This window comes from Streptomyces sp. NPDC056480 (assembly GCF_042795405.1).
In the GTDB taxonomy this organism is placed as follows: domain Bacteria; phylum Actinomycetota; class Actinomycetes; order Streptomycetales; family Streptomycetaceae; genus Streptomyces.
In genome coordinates this window covers 19,929-39,925 of sequence record NZ_JBHTSA010000076.1, presented here as the reverse complement: position 1 = coordinate 39,925, position 19,997 = coordinate 19,929, and the positions used below count along the sequence as shown (strand labels likewise).

The following is a 19,997-nucleotide window of genomic DNA, read 5'->3' as shown; positions in this document are numbered from 1 at the left end:
TCCTGGACCGCGACCGGGACGAGGACGCCGACGACCGAGCCGACGTTGCCCTTGACCGGGGCGCCGAGGCAGAGCTTGTTCAGGGAGCCCTGGACGGCCGAGAACTGGGGGCTCATGTCGCCCTTGGTCTTCGAGTTGCCGAACGACTGGCTCGCGGCGTTGCCGCTGAGCGAGGTCGTGCCGCCGTCGTCGGCGATGGCGAGCGCCGGGGAGGCCGCCGCAGCAGAAGCGCCGACAACAGAGGCCGTAACAGCCGCAGCCGCCATAATCTTCTTGATCACGGTGATTCCGTTCCTGTTCCCACCAATCGACGTGATTGATGCGACGGGATCAACTGCGCGCGGGGGCTGAGGTTCCGGCGCTTCACCCGTTCGACTGGCCCCTCGTTTGGCGCTGCCGAGTGCGCTCCGCCAAGGGAGTGACACAGCGGAACCCTTGCGTCCATAGCCAGTTGATCAGGCCGCTCCCTGCACGGAGCCGGTTCTAGAAGGGAACTCCCGTGATCAAGAAGGTTATGGCCACTGCGGCCGCAGCCGTCTCCATCGTCGGCGCCACCGCCGCCGTTGCCTCTCCCGCGCTCGCCATCGCCAACGACGGCGGCACCACGTCGCTCAGCGGCAACGGCGCCCACCAGGAGTACGGCAACTCCGCCACGTACGGCCACATGAGCCCCCAGTTCGCGCTGGTCCAGGGCTCCCTGAACAAGCCGTGCATCGGCCTGCCGGCCAAGGTCAACGCCGGTTCGCTCATCGGGGCCATCCCGATCGCGGTCCAGGACATCAACGTCCTGTCCTCCCCGCAGAACCAGCAGTGCGCGGAGAACTCCACCCAGGCCAAGGGTGACGAGGCGCTCTCGCACATCCTGGACGACATCCCGGTCCTGTCGGGCAACGGCGTCGGCAACAACTGACGTTCCGCCTCCGCGCGACGACGTTCACACGTCAGGGGCCGCCCTCCGGGGCGGCCCCTTTCGCGTCTGCTCCGTGCCTGCCCGGCCCGTCGCTACCAGGTCGGCCAGACCGGGGTGGCCATCAGGCGTTCCCACTCGCGGTCGGGCATCCCCGGTACCGTCCGGCCCGCCTGCACCCACTGGGTCACGAGTGAGGAATAGAGGGGGAATGGTGTGCGGTCGGCTGGGGGAGGGTCGCTCACATATCGGCTCTTCGGAATGAAGGCCATCCGTTCCCATTTCCCGGGATCCGGCGCCATCTTCGCTCCTTCCGCTGCGATTCCCGCATCATTCCACAGGCGTCGCAGGAGAGTGATTCGTCCTGTTCATGTCGCGTCGCGTATCTGTGTGCGAGAGTGATCGAATTACCGTGCGGGAATGAGATCCCCACGATCACGGCGCCCCGGACGTCCGCTGCTCGTCCCGGCGGCGCTCGCCGCCCTCGCCGCCCTCGCTCCCGGCGCCCTCGCCGCCGCCCCCACCGATCTCCCCTCCCCCGAACGGGGTCTGAACCTCCTGGTGGTCGGCATCGACACCCGCAAGGGAGTCACCGCGGAGGAGAAGGAACGTTTCCGGCTCGGCGGGAAGGAGTGCGACTGCACGGACGTGATGATGCTCGTGCACGTCTCGGCCGGGAACGACCGCGTCGACGTGGTGAGCCTGCCCCGCGACTCCCTGACCTCCTTCCCCGACCAGCACCGCGACCGGCGCACCGGAAGACTCCACGCCGCCCATCAGGCAAAGATCAACGGTGCCTGGACGGAGGGCGGTTCCGCCTTCACGGTGGAGACCGTCGAGTCGATGACGGGGCTGCCCGTCCACCGCTACCTGGAGATCGACTTCCGGCGCTTCATGGACACGGTGGACCGCGTCGACGGCGGCGTCCCCATCTGTACGGAGACGCCCCTCAAGGACCCGGCCACCGGTATCGACCTGCAGCCCGGGACCAAGCCGGTCGGCGGCGGCGAGGCGCTCCAGTACGTGCGGTCGCGGAAGGCCGACGGGCAGATGGACTTCGGCCGCATCCGGAAGCAGCAGAAGTTCGTGGTGAACACCCTGGAACGGCTCCGCGAGGACGTCCTCGGCCATCCCGGCCGGCTCAAGGACCTCGCCGAGACCCTGCGGGGGACGGGCGCGACCGAACGCGGGATCACCGCGCCCGAGCTGGTGCGGCTCGCCTGGCGGCTGCGGGACCTGCCCCCGGACCGTACGGAGTTCGCCACCGTGCCCGTACGCGGCTTCAACCCGGTCATCGCGGGCGTCGGGTCCACCATCGCCTGGGACGAGGAAGGGGCGGCCGAGGTCTTCCGGCGGCTGCGCGAGGACCGCCCGCTGCCGGCGGCCGACGAGGTCGCGCCCAGCGAGATCTCCGTGGGCACCTACCGGCCGACGCCGGGGGCTTCGCTCATCTGCCCGTAGTCCGTCCGGTGGACTTCGCGGAACCTCCGTACCGCTGACCAGTTGATCAGCACGGCTCGGCACTCAGCGGGCCACGATCCGAAAGGCCTGAACAATGAAGAAGCTGTTGGCTACGGCTGCTGTGGCCGCGTCGGTGCTCGGCGCGACGGCGGCGGGTGCCGGACAGGCGCTCGCCATCGCCGACGACGGTGGCACCACGTCGCTCAGCGGCAACGGCGCCCACCAGGAGTTCGGCAACTCCGCCACCCACGGCAACATGAGCCCGCAGTTCGCGCTCGTTCAGGGCTCCCTGAACAAGCCGTGCGTCGGCCTGCCGGCCAAGGTCAACGCCGGTTCGCTCATCGGCCTCATCCCGATCGCGGTCCAGGACGTCAACGTCCTGTCCTCCCCGCAGAACCAGCAGTGCACGGAGAACTCCACCCAGGCCAAGGGTGACGAGCCGCTGTCGCACATCCTCAGCGACATCCCCGTGCTGTCCGGCAACGGCGCCGGCAACAGCTGAGCGACGACGCGCGGCACGGTGCGGCCCCGCCGCCCCTCCTCGGAGGGGTCGCGGGGCCGTCCCCGTTCCGGAGGCCTCAGAGCTTCCGGCGCAGCGCCTCCGGGTCGGTGACCGGCGCGTCACAGGTGAAGTGACGGCACACGTACGCGGCGGGGCCGCCGGCCACCAGCGGGCGGTCCCTCAGCAGCGGGAACTCCTCGCTGTCGGGGGCGCCGAAGGCGAGCACCGCGCCGGGGGCGGTCGCGCGGAGCGCGGTGCGGCGCAGCTCGCGGAAGGCCTCGTCGCCGGGGGCGCCCACCACGGCGATCTCCCGGGGCCCGTCGAGGAGGGCCTCGGAGACGGCCAGGCCCCAGCCGATGAAGCGGGGCGCGCGCGGCCCGAGGGCCTTGACGACGCCGAGGGCGCCCTCGGCCGCGGCACGGTGGGCGTCCGAGCCGGTGTGCGCGGCGTACGAGAGCAGCGCGCCCGCGGCGGCCGTCCAGCCGGACGGGGTGGCGTTGTCCGTGGGGTCCTGCGGGCGGCGGATCAGCGCCTCTGCGTCGTGGGCGGTGTCGTAGAGGGCGCCGCCCTCGGCGGTGAAGCGGTCGAGGACGAGGTCCAGGAGGAAGCCGGCGAAGTCGAGCCAGGCGCCCTCGCCGGTGACGGCGGCGAGGGCGAGGAAGCCCTCGGCGACGTCGGCGTAGTCCTCCAGGACACCGTCGTTGGTGCCGGCCCGGCCGTCCTTGGACGTGCGGGTGAGGCGGGCGGACTCGTCCATGTGGACCCGGACCAGCAGGTCGGCGGCCTCGGTGGCGCGCTCGACGAGGTCGGGGCGGTCGAAGAGGGCGCCGGTCTCGGCGAGGGCGGCGATCGCGAGACCGTTCCAGGCGGCGACGACCTTGTCGTCGCGGCCCGGACGCTCGCGCTCCTCGCGGGCGGCGAGGAGCCGGGCGGCGATCGACGCGATCCGGTCGGCGTCGGCCGGACCGGCCTCCTGCGGGAGCTGGAGGACGGAGCTGCCGTGCTCGAAGGTGCCGTCCTCGGTGACGCCGTAGTGGGCGGCGGCGAGGGCGGCGTCCTCCGCGCCGAGGACCTCGGTGAGCTGCGCCGGGGTCCACACGTAGTAGGCGCCCTCGACGTGCTTGCCCGTGCCGTCGTCACTGTCCGCGTCCAGCGCCGAGGCGAAGCCTCCCTCGGGGGTGCGCAGTTCGCGGACCAGGAAGTCCGCGGTCTCCAGGGCGACCCGGCGGGCCAGGTCGCTGCCGTCGGCCTTCCACAGATGCGCGTACGCCCGGCAGAGCAGGGCGTTGTCGTACAGCATCTTCTCGAAGTGGGGCACGACCCAGGCGCGGTCGACGGCGTACCGCGCGAAGCCGCCGCCGAGCTGGTCGTAGATGCCGCCGCGGGCCATCGCCTCGCAGGTGTCGGCAGCCATCTGGAGGGCGCCCTCGGAGCCCGTACGGGCGTGGCAGCGGAGCAGGAACTCCAGGGTCATGGACGGCGGGAACTTGGGGGCACCGCCGAAGCCGCCGTGGTTCGCGTCGTACTCGCGGGTCAGGCCGAGGAGGGCCTGGGCGAGTTCCTCCTCGCCGGGGACGCCGTCGCCGCCGTACGCGAGGGAGCGTCCCGCGAGGTCCTTCACGATGCGCTCCGCGACCTCGCCGACCTCGTCGCGCCGGTCGGCCCAGGCGCCCTTGACGCCCTCCAGGACCTCCGGGAAGGAGGGCATGCCGTGGCGGGGCTCGGGCGGGAAGTAGGTACCGAAGTAGAAGGGGGCCGCGTCCGGGGTGAGGAAGACGGTCATCGGCCAGCCGCCCTGGCCGGTCGCGGCCTGGACGGCCTCCATGTAGACGGCGTCGACGTCGGGGCGCTCCTCGCGGTCCACCTTCACTGCGACGAAGTTCTCGTTGACCAGGGCCGCGGTGGTGTCGTCCTCGAAGGACTCGTGCGCCATGACGTGGCACCAGTGGCAGGAGCTGTATCCGACGCTGAGCAGCACGGGGACGTCGCGGCGCCGGGCCTCCTCGAAGGCCTCGGCCGACCACGGCCACCAGTCGACCGGGTTGTCGGCATGCTGAAGGAGGTACGGGGAGGTCTCATGGGCCAGTCGGTTCGCCATGGTGTCCATCCTGCCCTGCCGCCCCGGAGTCGCGCGGGACCCCTGCCCCCGGCGGACCGGGGGCCACTCCCGCGGGGCTCCGCTACACCCGGCCGAGGCGGGTGACGAAGGGCCGGAGGGACCAGCCGGTACGGCGCAGGCCCGCCCAGACGCAGCAGGCCGCCACGCCCAGGGCGATCAGGGCCGCGCCGGACGCGGACCCCGTCCCGTTCATCACCAGGACGCCGGCGAGGACGACGACGAGTCCGTCGAACTGCCACACGAAGACACGGAGGGCGGAGAGGTCGCCCAGCGGCGTGATGAGGGGGAGCAGCAGTTCGACGGGCAGGTTCATCTTCATCTCGCGCAGGAACCTGGCGCCCAGCGCGAGCACCACCGACCCCGCCGTGAGCAGGACCGCGTCGGCCGGTCCACCGCCCTGGAGCGGCCACGTGGCCAGGAGGGTGACGGCGCTCGCGAGCCCCACCGGGACCACGACGGCGACGACCGGCCAGGCCAGGGTGCGGCCCAGCAGCCCGCCCCACCACTCGCCGAGCAGCGGGGCCAGGGTCAGCTCGTCGCGCAGTCCGCGCCAGCTCTCGCCGATCCACCCGGACCCCAGGTACACGCCGACCGTGCCGGCCGTCCAGGACAGGGTCGCGAGCCGGGCGTCCGGCTCGGCGACGCCGAACGTCAGCAGGGCGCCTCCTGTGGGCAGGAACACCGCGGCCGCGATCGCGCGGCCCCGTGTGCGGACCGCGCGGACCGCCCCCTGGGCGAGGTGGCCGCGCAGCCGCCCGTCGGGGCGCGTCAGGGCGGATGTGAGCCCGCGCGGCTGCGGGCGGTACAGGTCGAGCGCGTGGTGGAGCGTGCCGGTCCAGGCGAAGGTCTGGGCCTCGGCGGCACGCGCGGATTCGCGGGCGAGCCGGGCGAGGTCGACCGTACGGACGGACCGGAAGGCGGACCGGCCCAGCAGCGCGGCCGCGACCGCGAGGACGGCGCTGACGAGCCACGGGCCGCTGCCGCCGAGGAGCGCGGACCGGCCGAGCAGGGCCACGGCGGTCGCCGTGCCGGCCACGGCGGCGGCGAGCAGGACGTTCTCGCGCACCGTCCTGACCTGGCCCCACAGCCATGCGACGGGGGCGACGGCGCCGATGCCCACCGCGACGGCCACGGCCTGCGGCAGCAGCGCGGTTCCCGGGTGGTCGAACAGGTCGGTCGCGAGGAACGTCGCCGTGCAGACCGCCAGGAGCGTGCCGAGTCCCGCGTACGCGAGCCGACGGCGGGCGATCGTGCCGAGGTAGTGCGTCGGGGACAGGTCCGTCGACATGAACACGTGCAGCAGGAACGGCTTGAGCACCAGCGGTCCCCAGAACCGGCCGGTGAGCTGGGCGCCCCCGAACACCGCCGCCGCGACCAGGCACGCCACGGGCGTCGCCGCCTCGGCGGACGGCAGGGAGACCAGCGCATCCGTGGTTCTCACCAGGTAGACGACGGGCGCCACGTAGACGGCGCCGAGGATGACGCTGAGGTAGACGGTGTACGCCCAGTCCTGCACCGTGGCACGGTCGCCGCGGTGGGCGTAGCGGTGCCGGACGGCGTGGACGCGGTCCCTGGGGTCGGCCTCGACGGCGGTGATGCTGTCCGTGGTCATCCCAGCTCCATGACGCCGTCGCAGGCTTCCACCATCGCGGCCTCATGGGTGGCGACCAGGAACGACGTGCCCTGCTCCGCGCGCTCGGAGAGCAGGGCGGCGACGAGGTCGACGCGATCGGTGTCGAGATGCCGCTCGGGTTCGTCGAGCAGGATGACGTCGGCGGGGCGGACCAGGGTCAGCGCGAGGTTGAAGAGCTGGAGCTGACCGGAGGAGAGCTGGGAGGGGAAGCGGGTGCCCAGGTCGGTGAGCCCCAGGCGACCGATGATCTCGTCGGCGCGTCCGGCGGTCTCCGCGGTGTTGCCGTACCAGGAGGCGGCGACCAGGGTCACCTGCTCGCGGATCGTCATGTCACGGGCGACGGGGATCGGTTCGACGAGCGAGGCCATCAGGCGCCGGTGCCGGGGCCTGGCCATGTCGACGGTCTCGCCGCGCACGAGGACGGCGCCGTCCGTCAGCCGCCGGCTCCCGAGGAAGGCCCGCAGCAGGGTCGTCTTCCCGGAGCCGTTGCTGCCGGTGAGGCACCAGAACTCGCCGGGCTGCACCTCGAACGTCGTCGGCGCGAGGAGGGTGGTCCCGTCCAGGACGACCGTGGCGTCCTCCGCGGCGATCGCCGGCACTTCGCTCACTGCCGCTCCAGAACGACCAGCATCTCCCGCGAGCGCGCGGTGTAGGGCTCACCCGCGTACGACCCGTCGACGCCCGTCACCTCCAGACCCGCGATCCGTGCCATCAGCCGGATCTCCGCCAGCGTAGCCCAGGTGGCCTGCTCGTGGAACGCGGTGAGTGTGGACGCGCCCTGGACCAGGAAGATGCTCAGGATCTGCTGGCCGGCGCGGTCCGCGGTCTGCGTCACCGTCACCATCCGGTCCCTGCCCAGCGGGTAGGTGACCGACTGCGCGTCGCCGCCCGCGCGCTGGAACTCGGCGGGGTCGGTGCAGTCCAGGAAGACCGCGCCGCCCGGCTTCAGGTGCCGGGCGATGCCGCGCAGGAGCTCGATCTTCTCCTCCTGCTCCTGGGCGAGGAAGAAGGTGTTCCGGGACATCGTGACCACGTCGAACGCGGTGTCGAGGCGGAGGTCGCGGAAGTCGCCCTCCACGGCCTCGACCGCGCGGTCGAGGCGCTTCTTCTCCAGCAGGTCCAGCGACGGCCGCGAGGCGTCGACCGCCACGACCCGCGCTCCGGCCTCGGCGAGCGCGAACGCGGACACGCCCGTGCCGCACCCCAGGTCGAGGACGGTCCGCCCCTCCAGGGGACGGTGCGAGGACACCCAGGCGACGAGCCCGGCCCCCGGGGAGAGCATCGACGACACCAGGTCGTACGCCTCGATCGCCGTCTCGTCGTACACGCTCGGGTCACTCACCTGAACGCCCTTCCTTCCGCATCCTGTTGGCCACGGCGAGGGCACCCGGCAGGTTGAACCCCACCTCGGCCGTCTGCCGGTTGCTCGCGCGTACGCCGTTGACCCGCGGCGCGAACTCGACGTTCGGGCGGAGCTTGAGGGTCTGCACGTTGTTCTCGACGATCTCGTTGGACCCCGGGAACGTGTCCGCGATCACGAGGGGCGCGTCGGTCAGCTGGAGCATCATGAGGGCGGGCGAGTCCGCGCGCCCCTGCGCCAGGCGCATCACGGTGTCCAGCGTGGCGGGGAAGACGAGGAAGCACTCGGAGGCCCCGCTCTTCCCCGAGTTGACCTCGGGCGGCACGTCCGGTTCGTCCCAGGAGTCCACCCACACCGCGCCGTTGGCCAGGTGGCGGAGCGCCCGGACCGCGAGGAACCGCGTGGCGGCGGGCGTCACCGACACGTTCACGACCAGTTCCGGCTGGAAGTCCCGCAGCCAGTGGATCCACCACGGCACGAGCGCCGCGCTGATGGAGCCCGTGACGTGGACGTGCAGCTCCGCGCCCTCGAACTTCTCCACGTTCACGCGGTGGCTCCCGCCGGGCGACGGGCGGTGCCGAGGGGGATCCACTCGGACGTGAGGATCGGCTTCATCCGCTGGTCCGCCGGAGCGCTGGGGAACACGTTCATCAGCAGGAACTGCAGCGCACGCGCGTCCTCGCCCACCGCGGCCCGGCTCGCCGCGAGCACCAGGTCGTACGGCAGGCTCTGGGTGACCCATGAGAAGTCGGCCTGGTTCGCGCTCATGATGGAGAGCTGCTGCATGGCGTCGAAGAGCGCCTTGGGCCCGCGGCTCCGCGGGTTGTACAGCACCTGCGTCCAGCCGTGCGGCACGACGGGCGTGACGTCGCGCCACGGCGTCGGGCCGTCGTCGGTGGTCTCCCGCACCAGCAGGTGCACGTTCTGCACGCCCGGGTTCGGTGCGAAGAACCGCCAGCCGGGAATGGGCCAGCCGCCCGTGAACGTGCGCATGTCCTGGTTGTACGAGTCGGGGGTGTTCTGCAGCACGGTCGCGACCAGATGCGCCGCGAGCGCCCCGACCGCGACGGTCGCCGCCCCGCCCTTGATCCGGTCAGTAAGCATCCATGAACCTTCTGATAGCGCCCTCGACCTGTTCGGCGTGCTCCCGGTATCCGATGATCGACCGGTGCGCCGAGCCGCGTACCACCTCGAACTTCGCCCCGAGCTTCTCGGCCAGCACCGCCTGCTGGTCGGCGTACTCGTCCGAGGCGACGACCAGGACCGAGTCGACCGCCCCGAGCCGGTCCACGGCGTCCTCGGTCCGGATGCGGCGGTACTCGCGGACCGAGTTGACGATGTTCCTCGGCGAGAACACGAACTGCACGTGGCTGTACTGGACGTCGGGCGTGTAGCCCGCCTGCCGCTCCACCGCGTTGGGAGCCCACTCGTAGATTCCGGTGAGCGCCGCCACGAGCGTGTAGACCTGTGCCTGGAGGAACCGGCCGAGCCGCCTGCGGTCCGTGCGGTCCTCGTCCAGCAGCACCGGGTCGGTGCCGTCGACGACGATCAGCTTGTCGACGCGGCCGGCGAAGAACCCCTCGCCCAGGTACGAGGCCGCGCTCAGCGATCCGATCGAGTGGGTGGCCACCACGATCTGCCCCTCGGCGCCCACCTCGTCGAGCACGGCGGCGAGCAGGTCGCCGTTGGCCGCGCGGGACGTCGTGAGGCCGTATCCGGAGCGGTGGTAACGGATGACCGTGTGGTGCTCGGCCAGGCTCTCCGCGACCCATTCCCACGACTCGAAGGACTGCCCGAGGCCGCACTCCAGGACGATCACCGCGCGGGAGGGAGTCCCCTCCTCGGGGCGGTCCACGCGGTACTCGACCTCGCCGTCGCCGTGGCGCAGCCGCGCGGCGCCCTTGGGGCCGAGCCGCCGCCGCTCGGCGACCCGGCGCTTCTCGCGCGCGATCAGCGCGCTCGTGAGGACGGCGCCGCCGGCGATGCCGAACACGGCCTTCTCGAAGGTCCGGGGTGCGCCCCGGGTGTCCAGGACGTAGCCGACGGCTCCGTGGGAGCCGAAGAACCCCCAGACGAAGCGCGGCAGTTCCATGGCCGCCGCGACGCCGACGTGGAAGGCCTTGACGGCCGTGAGCGCGTGGGAGGCCTGCTTGCGCGGCAACAGGTAGACGAGCGGGAAGGCCGTCTCCCACACCACCGTGCCGACGGTCAGGGCCCGGCAGAGTCGCGGGTACCTGCGCAGGATCGCCGCGGCGGGCCCCCGGCCGTACGCCTCCGTCTGCAGGACTTCGAGCAGGGCGTCGCCCTGGACCCAGCTGCTGCCGAAGGCCTTGGAGATTCCCGAGACGGCATAGCTCAGCCCGGCCTGGAGGTTGACCGCGCGCAGGAAGAGGTCGTCGGAGAGCCGCTGGTCGGGAATCAGCCCGGTGAGGGCCCGGTACTGGGTGATGACCGCCGTCATCTGGTCCGCGCCGTCCCGCCCGTACGGGGTGCGGATCTCGCTCAGCCGGTTGCAGGTCCCGATGACCGCGGCGGCGGCGATCTGCGCCTTCCGGTTGCCGCGTGCGAGCACCAGCCCGGCCGATGCTGCGAGGGTCACTCCCGCCAGGACGCGGGGAGTGCGCGGATGGTCGAGTACGCGGCCTATCCGGTGCCGTAATGTGCCTTGCGGATACTGCTGGGCCGATGTGCCCCGCAAATATCCGTCGTCTTCGAATTCTTCACGGAGGAAAAGGGTCTCCGCGGCCGCCAGGGCCTGGCCGACCGCAATCGGAAGAAATACGCGATCGGCCGCTTCCTGAGCGCCTTTCGCATTCGAGGCGTACTGCCTCCGCCACTTCCATTTCACCGGATTGTCCGTCTCCCCCGTCGCATACCTGGCCGCCGTCGTGAGTCCTGCGGAACCGCGCGCCGGAGAGGCCCGGTCGTGACGGGCCTCTCCGGCGGCAGGCTCAGTGCTTCATCAGCAGACGAGGCAGATCGTGCTGCCCTGGACCACGAACTGGGCGACGGTCGGCGTGGCCGGGGTGGCCATGGCCGGCGTCTCGCAGTCCGCGTGGAAGCCCGGGGCCGCCGCGCTGAGAACGGTGTTCGCAAAGTCCTGCGCCGCCAGAGCCTCAGCGGAATTCGAGCTCGTAAGAGTCATTTCAGATCGCACTTCACTAACCTTTCGTCGGTGGTCATGCGAGCGAATGGTCCAGGCATATAGAACGTTGCCACCCCCGTCGCCCGCTCTGTGTGAACGCGCTGCACAACGTTTGCAACTGGAAGCTGCGGACCGACCTTAGGCAGACCTTCAAGAACTCGTCAAGCGCAATTGACGGTCTCTTGCCGCATATAACACAGGAGCGGGAAAGAAACAGGAGTGCCAACTCTTTTCGGCCACCACTACGGATCCTTTATACGGGGCGACTCGGAAGATTGAGGACGGTGATTCCGCCGGCCGCGAACGGTGTTTGGGGCGCCGCCGCGCGGGGGTGCCCCGCCATACCGGGGCCGGGCGCGGGAGCCCCGGGTGCCGGGACCCGGGAAGCTCGACCCGCACGGCATCCGGCCAGTTATCGACCCACGACGCCCCTCGGCGTTCGGCATGCCGGCCGTCCCGCCGCGGCCACCCCCTCCTTTCTCCGCTCTCGCGCCTTCGCGCCCCGCGCAGCACACTGGACGCGCACGGTCCGGGGCCTGACAGGGCCTCAGGAACGGGATCGCCGGGCACGCGCGGAGGGGGACGCACATGCGGGACAGCCATCGGGCCGAGGCTGAGCGGCTGTGGGAACGGGCGGTGGAGGAGGAGCTGCGAAGCTCCGGGCGCCGGGCGGACGCGGAGACGCTGCTCGCCCGGGGCCGCGCCGCGCTGGACGCGATGGCGGCGGGTGCGGGCGAGGAGTACGCGGCGTACGTACGGGCCGTCGAGGAGGGCGAGGCCGGCACCCGGACCACCGCGAACCGCTCCTCCGGCCCGCTGTTCGGCGGCCCCGCGCTCGTCGCCGCGGTCGCGGCCGTCGCCGCGGTCGGCGCGGACCTGGCACTCGGTACGACGACGGGGACGGCGCTCGGCGCGGGCGCGGTGGTCGCGGCGGCGGGCGCCGCGGCGACGGTACTGAAGGCGACGGGGGGACGGGCCGCACAGGCCGCGCCGACAGTCGCGACCTCGCCGACGGCACCGGCGGAAGCGGCCGTGCCGGACGCCGCCGTCGAGGCGGCGCGACTGCGCTGGCTGAAGGCCCTGGAGGTGCGGGGCATGCGCCCGTACCTGGAACGGGAGCGGGTGGCGCCCGCCGAGGGGAACGGCGCCGCACCCCCGACGGAGGAACGGTCCGCCCCGGACCGACGGTCCGTCACAGCACGGCCCGAGCGGCTGCGCGGGACCGATCGCAGCGCGGCGGCCCGCCGGCGGGCCGTACTGGAACGGTCCTTCGGCCATCTCCCCGACCCCGGCGGAGACTTCGCGGGCCGCCGGGAGGAACTGGCCCGGATCACCCGGTGGGTGCAGACCGGGCGCGCCTCGGCGGAGACCCGGCCGACGGTGGTCCTGCTGCACGGCGAGCCCGGATCCGGGCGGACGGCGCTCGCGGTACGGGCGGCGCACGCGCTCCGCGACCAGTTCCGCGGCGCGTGCGTGGTGGACCTGCGGGGAGGCGCGAGCGGTGAGCGGCCCCTCGCGACCCGGGAGGCGCTGCTCCATCTGCTCAACCGGCTCGGCGCCCCGCGCGACCGGCTCCTCTTCCGCGAGGGCGCCACGGCGGACCAACAGGTCGCGCGGCTCACCGAGTTGTACCAGCGGCAGCTGACCGGAGTGCCGGTGACGGTGATCCTGGACGACGCCGTGGACCCGGCCCAGGTACGGGCCCTGCTGCCGGAGCGGTCCGAGAGTCTGGTCCTGGTGACCTGCCGGGAGCCGCTGGACCTGGGGGACGTGGCCGCGCACGTCCTGCCGGTGGCGGCGCTCGACGCGGCCGGGGCGGAGGATCTGCTGCGGGCGGCGGGCGGGGCGCGGGACCCCGGCCCCTACGACGCGGAGGCGCTCGACCGGATCCGGGAGCTGTGCGGCGGGCTCCCGCTGGCGCTGCGGGCGGCGGGCTCCCTGCTGCGCCGGCGGTCCATGGACGAGCTGGCGGAGGCCCTCGGCCGACCGGGCCGGGGTGACGCCCCGGTCGAACGCGCCCTGGGGACGCGGTACTTCGTCGACCTCGACGACGAGGCGCGGCGGCTGCTCCGGCGGCTTTCGCTCGCCGGACGGGCCTCCCTCGGTGCCGCGGCCGCCGCCGCGCTGCTCGACGGGAGCGGCGCCGAGGGCGCCCGGCTGCTGCGGGAGCTGGCCGGCGCGGGGCTGCTCGCCCCGGTGCGCGGGGAGCGGTACCGGCTGCACGACGCGGTGCGCGGCTTCGCCGCCGCCCGGCTCCTCGACGAGGAGGACGCGGCGGAGATCGCGGCGGCGCAGGAGCGGTTGATACGGAACTACGCAGAGCTCGCGGACGCGGTGATCCGGATGGTCGACGGCAAGATGTCGACCCGCGCCAACCGTTTCGACGGGCACGGCTTCGGCTCCCTGGAGGCGGCGCTGAGCTGGCTCGACGAGGAGTCCAGCTTCATCACCGCGGCCCTGCGGCACACGGAGGGCGTCGACCAGCAGACCGTGCTCGACCTGCTGGGCGCGCTCTGCGACTACTGCCTGCTGCGCGGCGACCTCTACCGGCTCGGCGAGATCAACGAACTGGCCGAGTCCGTCGGGCAGGGCCAGCTGTCCCGCTCGGTGCAGTGGCGGACCGGCATCGCGGCCCGGCAGATCGGCGAGCTCGACAAGGCCAGGACGACCCTGACGTCCGTGGTGTCGCTCTACCAGGAGGCCCACCAGGATCCGGGGGCGGCGCTCGCGCTCTGCTCGCTCGGCATCACCCTGCACCACCAGGGCCGGCTCACGGACGCGGCGGCCCGGCTGCGGGAGGCGCTCGCGCTCCAGGAGCCGGAGGCGCTCGCCGCCGACCGGGGCTGGACGCTGCACGCGCTCGCGGCCGTGGAGCGGGACCGGGGGAACCTGGCGGAGGCGTCGGCGCTGCTCGACCGGTCGCTCGCGCTGCACCGGGAGCACGAGTCCCCGCACGGGCAGGCGTGGGCGCACTTCCAGCGGGGCCAGGTGCTGCTGCTGCGGGGTGACGTGCCGGGCGCGGAGGCCGCACTGCGGGAGGCCCTCGACGGCTACGGGCGGATCCACGACGGGCGCGGCGAGGCCTGGGCGCTGACGCAGCTGGCCAGGGCGCGGCTCGCCGCCGGGGACGCCGAACCGGCCGTCGAGGGGCTGCGCGGGGCGCTCGCCAGGCACCGGGAGCAGGAGGACGCGCGGGGGGAGGCGTGGACGCTGTTCCACCTGGCCCATGCGCTGGAGGAGCGCGGCGACCGGGACGACGCGGTACGGGAGCTGGGCAGGGCGCGGACCATGTTCTCGCGGATGCGGGACGTGTACGGCCTGGCCAGTGCCCGGCACCATTCGGGGCGGGTCACCCGCGACCAGCTCGCGGCCCGCACCGGCGGTCTGCGCAATTCGGGCTTCGCCCGGCAGCTGCTCGTGGACGCGCGGGCGGACTTCCACCGGATCGGGGTGCCGCACGGGGAGGCCTGGACCTCCCTGGAACTGGCGATCATCGACGCCGGCAACGCCCGGGTGCCGCAGGCGCTCGGGCTGTGCGACGAGGCCCGTGCGCTGTTCGGCACGTACGGCGACCTGCGGGGCGCGGACTGGGCCCGCTTCCTGCGCTGCACGCTGCTCCCGCACGCGGTTCCGGGGAACCCGGAGCCGGGGACGGTCACGGCGCGCGAGGAGCTCGCCGCGCTGGTCGCGGACCGGCATCCGGCGCGCGACCCGCGGCTCGACGACTGCGCCGAGGCGTACACGGTGGTCCTGGGCCGGGGCATCCACCCGTCGACGCCCTGGCAGGCCTGGGACCTGGGCATGGTGCCGCACCGGCACGCCCGGGAGGTCCTGGGGGTGCCGGGGGCGTAGCCCGGGAGGCCGGGGGTGGCGGCGGCGTAACCCGGGAGGCCGGGGTGCCGGGGGCGTAGCCCGCCGTGGCACGACGGTGCCCCCGGGCCCGTACCGCTGGGGTACGGGCCCGGGGGCGGGTCGGCTACTTGCCGGCGGCGCCGGCCGAGGCGGCCGGGGTCTCCGGGGCGGCGGCCGGGTCGGGCGCCTCCTCGAAGTCGACCTTGCCCATGTGGCGGTTCATCGACTTCATCAGCTGCCAGACCGCGACGGCCAGCACCGCGAAGACGACGAAGCCGAGGACGCCGGGGGTCACCTTGTTCTCGTCCAGCTCTTCGGCGGCGAAGGGGACAAGCTGGGTCAGTGCCAGGTGTGCGCTCATGTCAGGCATTGTCGCGGATGCCCGCGAAGAGATCTTCCTCGGGGAGGGAGGTGGGCACCAGCGCCTTGCTGAGCTCGTACTCCTCCGTCGGCCAGACCTCCTTCTGGATGTCCATCGGGACGCGGAACCAGCCGCCGTCGGGGTCGATCTGGGTGCGGTGGGCGATCAGGGCCTTGTCGCGGATCTCGAAGAACTCCGCGCAGGGCACGTGGGTGGTCAGCGTCCGCTCCTTGCCCCCGAACTCCTTCCAGCGCTCCAGCCACTCGCCGTACGGGGACTCCAGGCCGCGCGCGAGGAGCGCCTCGTGCAGGGCGACCGTGCGGGGGCGGTTGAAGCCCTGGTTGTAGTAGAGCTTCAGGGGCTGCCAGACCGGGCCGAACTCGGCCTCGGGGAACTTCGCGGCGTCGGCCGCGCCGTCGAAGGCCACCATCGAGATCTTGTGGGTCATGATGTGGTCGGGGTGCGGGTATCCGCCGTTCTCGTCGTAGGTCGTGACGACCTGCGGACGGAAGGAGCGGATCTTGCGGACCAGTTCCCCGGCCGCGGTGTCGACGTCCTCCAGGGCGAAGCAGCCCTCGGGGAGCGGCGGCAGCGGGTCGCCCTCGGGCAGGCCCGAGTCGACGAAGCCCAGCCACTCCTGGGAGACGCCGAGGATCTCGCGGGCCTCGTCCATCTCCTTGCGGCGCACCTCGTGGATGTTCGCCTCGACATAGGCGTCACCCTGGAGCTGGGGGTTCAGGACCGAGCCGCGCTCGCCGCCCGTGCACGTCACGACCATGACGTCCACCCCCTCGGACACGTACTTGGCCATCGTGGCCGCACCCTTGCTCGACTCGTCGTCGGGGTGGGCGTGAACGGCCATCAGTCGCAGCTGCTCAGTCAAGACTCGATCCTCAGTGATTCGACGCGGAGGGTGGTCTCTATAGTGACGGAATCGGGGGAGTGAAAATTCCGCCACCCCCGGCTTCGAGAGGATCGATCATGAGCGCGGTGCGAGAGCAGCTGCCCGAGGGGCGCTACGGACGCTCCGCGGACGAGGCGGCCGACCGCAAGCTCAAGATCACGGGCGCGGTGCTCGGCGTCCTCTTCCTCGGCCTGATGGGCTGGTTCGGCTGGTACTACGTCGTCGACAGCAAGATCAGCGCCGAGATGATCAAGTTCGACGTGGTGAGCTCCACCGAGGTCCAGGTCCACCTGGAGATCCGCAAGGACGAGGGCGTCAAGGGCGTCTGCACCCTGCGCTCCCGCTCCGAGGACGGCGCCGAGGTGGCCCGCAAGGACGTCCGGGTCGACGACGCCGCGAGCCGGGTCGACCGCGTCTACTCGCTGCGCACGACCGCCCGCGCCACCAGCGCGGAGCTCATGGGGTGTACGGCTCGGTAGCGGTGGGTAGGGACCGGGTGTCGAGTCCCGGCGCGTCACCCCGGTGACCTGGGGTGACGCCATCTTGATGGTTATGTCCTCCCGCTTTTCGCCACTCATTGTTAGGCTCGTGGTTTCGCCCACCCGGGACAGCAGAGCTTTCCCGTGTAGGGCGATGCTTTGTATTCCCAGTACCTACGAGGAGCACCTGTGACCCAGACCAGCGACAACGTCACCTGGCTCACCCAGGAGGCGTACAACAAGCTCAAGGACGAGCTTGAGTACCTGTCTGGTCCCGCGCGCACGGAGATCACCATCAAGATCGCCGCCGCCCGCGAAGAGGGGGACCTGCGCGAGAACGGCGGGTACCACGCGGCCAAGGAGGAGCAGGGCAAGCAGGAGCTCCGCATCCGGCAGCTGACCCAGCTCCTCGAGCACGCCAAGGTCGGCGAGGCTCCGGCGGACGACGGCGTCGTCGAGCCGGGCATGGTCGTCACGATCGCCTTCGACGGCGACGAGAACGACACGATGACCTTCCTGCTCGCCTCCCGCGAGTACGCGAGCGGCGACATCGAGACCTACTCGCCGCAGTCGCCGCTCGGCGTCGGCGTCAACGGCAAGAAGGCCGGTGACGACGCCGAGTACGAGCTGCCGAACGGCAAGAAGGCCACGGTCAAGATCCTCAGCGCGAAGCCGTACACCGGCTGAGGCACTGCTCTCCACGAAGGGCCGGCCCCCACCGGGGCCGGCCCTTCGTGCTGCCTGCACACGTTCTGGGCCGATGAGGCATGATGCGGCCTGACACCGCGTCACAAGGGGGATGACACCGTGCTGGGACCGCTGCGCGAGGGCGCACCACGCCTGATAGGACCGTACGAAGTGCTCGCCAGGCTCGGGGCCGGCGGGATGGGCGAGGTCTTCCTCGGGCGGGGCGGTTCCGGCGCGGACGGCACCTTCGTCGCCGTGAAGACCGTGCGGCGTGACGTCGCGGGCGATCCCGCCTTCCGGGACCGCTTCCGCCGGGAGATACGGGTCGCCGCGCTCGTCGACAGCGCGTACGCCGCCGCCCCGCTCGGCGGCGACGCCGACGCCGAGGTGCCCTGGCTGGCCACCGCGTACGTCCCGGGTCCCAGCCTCTCGCAGGCCGTCCGGCGCGGCGGCGCCCTGCCCGTGGACACCGTCCGCGCGCTCGGCACCGGCGTCGCGCGGGCCCTCGTCGATCTGCACCGGGCGGGGGTCCTGCACCGGGACCTCAAGCCCGGCAACGTCATGCTCTCCGTCGACGGGCCCCGCCTCATCGACTTCGGCATCGCCCGCAGCAACACGGCCACCACCATGACCGCCACGGGTCTGATGGTCGGCACCCCCTCCTTCATGTCGCCCGAGCACGTGGCCGGCGCCCGGCGGGTGACCGCCGCCTCCGACGTCTTCTGTCTCGGCTCGCTGCTCTGCTACGCCTCGACCGGCGAGGACCCCTTCGGCGACGGGCCGCTCGCGGCCGTCCTGTACCGGGTCTCCCAGGCCGAGGCCGACCTCGCCCGGGTCCCGGAGGAGCTGCGCGACACCGTCGCCGCCTGCCTGGCCCTGGACCCGGCGGACCGGCCGGCGCCGGAGGCGCTCGCGGAGCTGCTCGGCGGGGGCACGCCCAAGGTCTTCCCGTGGCCCGGGCCGGTGCGGGACCACATCGGCGAGTACGGGACGGAGCTCGCCCAGCTCGTCGCCTCCGGCGGTCCGCTCCTGGAGGCCGCCCCGGCGGACCCCGGGAACGCGGCGGCGGACCCCGAGGCACCCGGTCTGCATTCCGCGGCGACACAGGCACCGGCCTCCGCGCCGGCCGGGCGGGCCGGGACCGCCGGGACCTCCGGGACCGAGGCGGGCGACCCGGCCGGCGCGACCCGCCGCCGCCGGGTCCGGCTGCTCGCGGCCGCCGTGGCCCTGGCCGTCGTGGCCGGTGGCGTCGGCGCCTACCTGCTGTGGCCGGAGGGAGGACCGGGGAAGCCGCAGCCTCCGAAGGCCGCGCCGCCCGCCGCGCCGCCGGCACCCCGGATCCCGGGCGTCGACGGCCGGGGCCTCGCCGACTCCTCCGGTGTCGTCCCGCAGAACGCCGCCCAGCGGCCGGCCGGCTGGAAGCCCTGGCAGGCGAAGCTCAGCGCCCCGGCACTCGGCTGCTCGGCCGGCGAGAAGGTCCTGGTCTGCCGGACCACGGACGGGCGGTACGAGGCGCTGGACCCGGCGAACGGCGAGAAGCTGTGGAACGTCCCGGCCGCCAAGGACACCCCCGGCGAGACCTATGTCAGCGGCAAGGGGTTCCCCTTCGCCGCCGGCAGCGCCACGGCCCCCACGGTCCACGACGGCAGCGCGGTCCTCGTCGCCGACGGCTCCCTCCAGGTCCGGGACGCGCTCACGGGGGCCGTCCGCTGGGAGAAGCCGGCCGTGGGCCCGCAGGGCCTCTGGGCCACCCGGCCCGTCGTCGCCGACGGGACCGTCTTCGCGGCGACGAACGTGGCGGAGGACGCCCTGAACGTACGGGCCGCGCTGACGGCGTTCTCCCTGGCCGACGGAGAGAAGCTGTGGTCGAAGGAGCTCACCAACGGCGAGACCTCCTTCGCCGAGCGCCGCGCGTACGAACCCGTCGCCTACGCCAAGGGCGTCGTCTACGCCCTCAGCCAGGGCGGACTCGTCTCGTACGACGCCCGGAACGGCACCCAGCTCGGGCAGGTCGAACCCGCCGCCAAGGACTGCTGGGACATCAAGGTGCTCGGCGCGTCGGCGTACTGCGCCGGAGCCGGGTCGGGCAGCGACACCGACACGGCCCTGCACCTGCTCGACGCCCGCACCCTCGCCTCGAAGGCGTCGCTGCCCGGCGGCCTCGGCACGGCGGCCCCCTCGGCGGTCGGACCGCGGGCCGTCGTGACCTTCGACGGGGGCCTGCGGATCCTCGACCCGCGCACCGGCGGGACCCTCGCCTCGTTCCCGGCCGAGCGGGCTCCGTCCGGCCTGGCCCAGAGCTGGTCGTCGCCGCTTCTCGCCGGCGACCAGGTCGTGTACGCCGACTACTCCGCGCTCTACACGGTGCGGCTCGGCGCCGACGGCAGGCCGGGAGGCCTGAAGGTCACACCGGTGCCGGGCGCGCCCGGTCCGCGCGCCGAGGAGGAGTACTACGACCCGAGCTTCGGCGACATCGTCGCCAAGCAGATCCGGGAGCCGGAGGTGCTGCCGGTGGGCGGCATCGCGTACGTCGTCTTCGACAAGGGTGCGGTCGCCTCCGTGGCCCTGCCCGGCGAGAAGGAGTAGT

18 protein-coding genes are annotated in these 19,997 nt (G+C 72.8%); 7 read left to right on the top strand and 11 right to left on the bottom strand.

Features of this window, described 5'->3' with window-relative positions:
* Positions 1-281: rodlin (locus tag ACFQ79_RS27810; protein ID WP_383588504.1), on the bottom strand; the 281-nt coding region annotated here is incomplete at its 3' end.
* Positions 282-499: 218 nt separating this feature from the next.
* On the opposite strand from ACFQ79_RS27810, the gene ACFQ79_RS27805 reads away from it, so the two are divergent.
* The 3 genes from ACFQ79_RS27805 to ACFQ79_RS27795 all read left to right on the top strand — a co-directional run bounded on the left by ACFQ79_RS27805 (position 500) and on the right by ACFQ79_RS27795 (position 2,870).
* Positions 500-910 (top strand): rodlin, encoded by a 411-nt coding sequence (locus tag ACFQ79_RS27805; RefSeq protein ID WP_383588500.1) that lies wholly within the window; start codon positions 500-502, stop codon positions 908-910.
* 417 nt (positions 911-1,327) lie between these two features.
* Complete coding sequence (locus tag ACFQ79_RS27800) at positions 1,328-2,368, top strand: LCP family protein (protein ID WP_383588497.1); 1,041 nt, start codon at positions 1,328-1,330, stop codon at positions 2,366-2,368.
* 94 nt (positions 2,369-2,462) lie between these two features.
* Positions 2,463-2,870: a rodlin gene (locus ACFQ79_RS27795; RefSeq protein WP_030324004.1), complete on the top strand. Its 408-nt coding sequence runs from the start codon at positions 2,463-2,465 to the stop codon at positions 2,868-2,870.
* Between the two features lie 76 nt (positions 2,871-2,946).
* Here the strand turns inward: ACFQ79_RS27795 and ACFQ79_RS27790 are convergent, their stop codons facing one another.
* From ACFQ79_RS27790 to ACFQ79_RS27755, 8 genes are all read right to left on the bottom strand, one after another.
* Positions 2,947-4,968, bottom strand: coding sequence for a thioredoxin domain-containing protein (locus tag ACFQ79_RS27790; protein WP_383588492.1), 2,022 nt, complete (start codon positions 4,966-4,968; stop codon positions 2,947-2,949).
* 82 nt (positions 4,969-5,050) lie between these two features.
* Positions 5,051-6,601 (bottom strand): hypothetical protein, encoded by a 1,551-nt coding sequence (locus ACFQ79_RS27785; protein WP_383588490.1) that lies wholly within the window; start codon positions 6,599-6,601, stop codon positions 5,051-5,053.
* Entirely contained in the window at positions 6,598-7,230 is a 633-nt protein-coding gene (locus tag ACFQ79_RS27780; protein ID WP_383588487.1) for an ATP-binding cassette domain-containing protein, read from the bottom strand. Before ACFQ79_RS27780 ends, ACFQ79_RS27785 begins: the two co-directional genes overlap by 4 nt.
* Entirely contained in the window at positions 7,227-7,964 is a 738-nt protein-coding gene (locus ACFQ79_RS27775) for a class I SAM-dependent methyltransferase (RefSeq protein ID WP_383588484.1), read from the bottom strand. The genes ACFQ79_RS27780 and ACFQ79_RS27775 overlap by 4 nt, the downstream gene beginning before the upstream one ends.
* The gene (locus tag ACFQ79_RS27770; protein ID WP_383588481.1) at positions 7,957-8,529 is read right to left on the bottom strand and encodes a CypD family RiPP peptide-cysteine decarboxylase; all 573 of its coding nucleotides are present in this window, start codon (positions 8,527-8,529) and stop codon (positions 7,957-7,959) included. The genes ACFQ79_RS27775 and ACFQ79_RS27770 overlap by 8 nt, the downstream gene beginning before the upstream one ends.
* Positions 8,526-9,086: a hypothetical protein gene (locus ACFQ79_RS27765; protein ID WP_383588478.1), complete on the bottom strand. Its 561-nt coding sequence runs from the start codon at positions 9,084-9,086 to the stop codon at positions 8,526-8,528. The genes ACFQ79_RS27770 and ACFQ79_RS27765 overlap by 4 nt, the downstream gene beginning before the upstream one ends.
* Positions 9,076-10,581: an alpha/beta fold hydrolase gene (locus ACFQ79_RS27760; protein ID WP_383588475.1), complete on the bottom strand. Its 1,506-nt coding sequence runs from the start codon at positions 10,579-10,581 to the stop codon at positions 9,076-9,078. Before ACFQ79_RS27760 ends, ACFQ79_RS27765 begins: the two co-directional genes overlap by 11 nt.
* Positions 10,582-10,944: 363 nt before the next feature.
* Positions 10,945-11,127 carry a cypemycin family RiPP gene (locus ACFQ79_RS27755; protein WP_266968743.1) on the bottom strand — a complete coding sequence of 61 codons (183 nt, stop codon included), beginning with the start codon at positions 11,125-11,127 and terminating at the stop codon, positions 10,945-10,947.
* Between the two features lie 588 nt (positions 11,128-11,715).
* Between ACFQ79_RS27755 and ACFQ79_RS27750 the strand changes: the two genes are divergently transcribed.
* Positions 11,716-14,979: a tetratricopeptide repeat protein gene (locus ACFQ79_RS27750; RefSeq protein WP_383588472.1), complete on the top strand. Its 3,264-nt coding sequence runs from the start codon at positions 11,716-11,718 to the stop codon at positions 14,977-14,979.
* Between the two features lie 124 nt (positions 14,980-15,103).
* Here the strand turns inward: ACFQ79_RS27750 and ACFQ79_RS27745 are convergent, their stop codons facing one another.
* Together ACFQ79_RS27745 and mca are read right to left on the bottom strand one after the other, a co-directional pair.
* Complete coding sequence (locus ACFQ79_RS27745) at positions 15,104-15,349, bottom strand: hypothetical protein (protein WP_383588470.1); 246 nt, start codon at positions 15,347-15,349, stop codon at positions 15,104-15,106.
* Positions 15,342-16,223 carry a mycothiol conjugate amidase Mca gene (gene mca / locus ACFQ79_RS27740; protein ID WP_383588467.1) on the bottom strand — a complete coding sequence of 294 codons (882 nt, stop codon included), beginning with the start codon at positions 16,221-16,223 and terminating at the stop codon, positions 15,342-15,344. The genes ACFQ79_RS27745 and mca overlap by 8 nt, the downstream gene beginning before the upstream one ends.
* Before the next feature lie 98 nt (positions 16,224-16,321).
* Between mca and ACFQ79_RS27735 the strand changes: the two genes are divergently transcribed.
* The 3 genes from ACFQ79_RS27735 to ACFQ79_RS27725 all read left to right on the top strand — a co-directional run bounded on the left by ACFQ79_RS27735 (position 16,322) and on the right by ACFQ79_RS27725 (position 19,996).
* Positions 16,322-16,723, top strand: coding sequence for a DUF4307 domain-containing protein (locus ACFQ79_RS27735; protein ID WP_383588464.1), 402 nt, complete (start codon positions 16,322-16,324; stop codon positions 16,721-16,723).
* Between the two features lie 189 nt (positions 16,724-16,912).
* Complete coding sequence (gene greA / locus ACFQ79_RS27730; RefSeq protein WP_030323988.1) at positions 16,913-17,410, top strand: transcription elongation factor GreA; 498 nt, start codon at positions 16,913-16,915, stop codon at positions 17,408-17,410.
* Between the two features lie 120 nt (positions 17,411-17,530).
* Positions 17,531-19,996 carry a protein kinase gene (locus tag ACFQ79_RS27725; protein WP_383588460.1) on the top strand — a complete coding sequence of 822 codons (2,466 nt, stop codon included), beginning with the start codon at positions 17,531-17,533 and terminating at the stop codon, positions 19,994-19,996.
* Position 19,997 lies beyond the last annotated feature (1 nt).